The 1258-nt window shown below is 57.6% G+C and carries 2 protein-coding genes; both read right to left on the reverse strand.

Annotated elements, in window-relative coordinates:
- Window positions 1-113: 113 nt before the first annotated feature.
- Window positions 114-839, reverse strand: coding sequence for a CbtA family protein (locus AABE20_RS10220; protein WP_338332970.1), 726 nt, complete (start codon window positions 837-839; stop codon window positions 114-116).
- A 30-nt stretch (window positions 840-869) separates the two neighbouring features.
- Window positions 870-1088, reverse strand: coding sequence for a CbtB domain-containing protein (locus AABE20_RS10225; RefSeq protein ID WP_165993543.1), 219 nt, complete (start codon window positions 1086-1088; stop codon window positions 870-872).
- Between the last annotated feature and the right edge of the window lie 170 nt (window positions 1089-1258).

Below are 1258 nucleotides of genomic sequence, written 5' to 3' on the forward strand. Positions count from 1 at the left end.
GGGGCTTTGCTCTGGCAAAGCCTCTTCCCGTAGCTGGACCAAACAAAAAGGGCCACGCAGTTGCGTGGCCCTTTTTTTATACCAGCCCCAAGGCTCCCGGATGCAAAAACGCGTTAGCGTGCCTGCACCCGTGTGGACTGCAACAGTTTTTCCGCCAGCGCACCAAACACCAGCCCAAGGGTGGACCACATGACAAGCTGCATGCCAATGGCTGCCTCGCGGAAGCGCCAGAGCACAATGGCGGGAAAATCACCCGGCACTTCGTTAATGTCCGGCAGGCCAAACTGCGCGACCACCACAAGCGCAATGCCAAGGCCAATACCACAGAGTGCAGCGTTCCACCGCCCCAGCGGCGCGGCCAAGGCGCGCCCGACCAGCAGCGAAATCATGGAAATGGCAATAGCAATGCCCACCATGGCAAAATACATGGCCGTACGCAGACCAATGGTTTCCTCCAGACCCACAGCAGGCGGGTTGGGCGGATATTTAAGATCGGGGATCAGCACAAAGGTCAAAAACCCAACCCCGGCCAGCAGCAACGCCAAGGCGCGCGGGCTGGACAGGTTAAGGCGTTTGTACGCCACAGCAAACACAATGGCGAACACACCACCATATGCCGCACCATACATGAGCACCGCAGTCAGCAGACCATACGAGGCCTGCACAGCGCGGCTGACAAGTTCGGGTTCGGGGGCGTTGCCTGCCGCAGCATCCTGTGCGGCTTCAAACGCAATGGCCAGCGCGACCTGAGGTTCGCCAAACAGTTTGGCAAACACAAAGCCGAGCAATGCAGCCACAATGCCCGCAGCCATGCCACGGGCGAGAAGACGACCAACCATGAGACGAGTTCTTTCCTGACGACTAGTTATTTAATGGCAGGGGAAGCCAAGCAGGTGGCGGCCGTCATGCACGAATTCATGCACGGAATGGCCAGAGATAAGGGAGGTCGCGCCCTGTTCCGCACCCACAAAGTAAATCAGCAGTGCGGCCATGATCAGGCCGAACACGCCCCATGGCAGAATGTCGCGTAGTGGAATACCGGCATCGGCCACCAGAGCGGGGGCGGTCGTATGAACTGATGTGTTCATGGTGTTATCCTTTTCTATCTTGGCATGCTGGCACAACGCAGAACGTGTGCAGATCGGTCAGAAAAACAGGCAGTCTCATGGTTATCGTGGATGTATCATAGAATTTCGCCATCACACGGCAAGACTTTTAACTGACGGTCCGCCATCCTCCTGCGTCATCCCCCCATGCG

The organism is Acetobacter zythi (assembly GCF_963921165.1).
Taxonomy (GTDB): domain Bacteria; phylum Pseudomonadota; class Alphaproteobacteria; order Acetobacterales; family Acetobacteraceae; genus Acetobacter.

Bases quoted from the DNA above. Each gene is read 5' to 3' on its own strand.
- AABE20_RS10220 (WP_338332970.1), bottom strand. From the start codon at position 839: ATGGTTGGTCGTCTTCTCGCCCGTGGCATGGCTGCGGGCATTGTGGCT.
- AABE20_RS10225 (WP_165993543.1), bottom strand. From the start codon at position 1,088: ATGAACACATCAGTTCATACGACCGCCCCCGCTCTGGTGGCCGATGCC.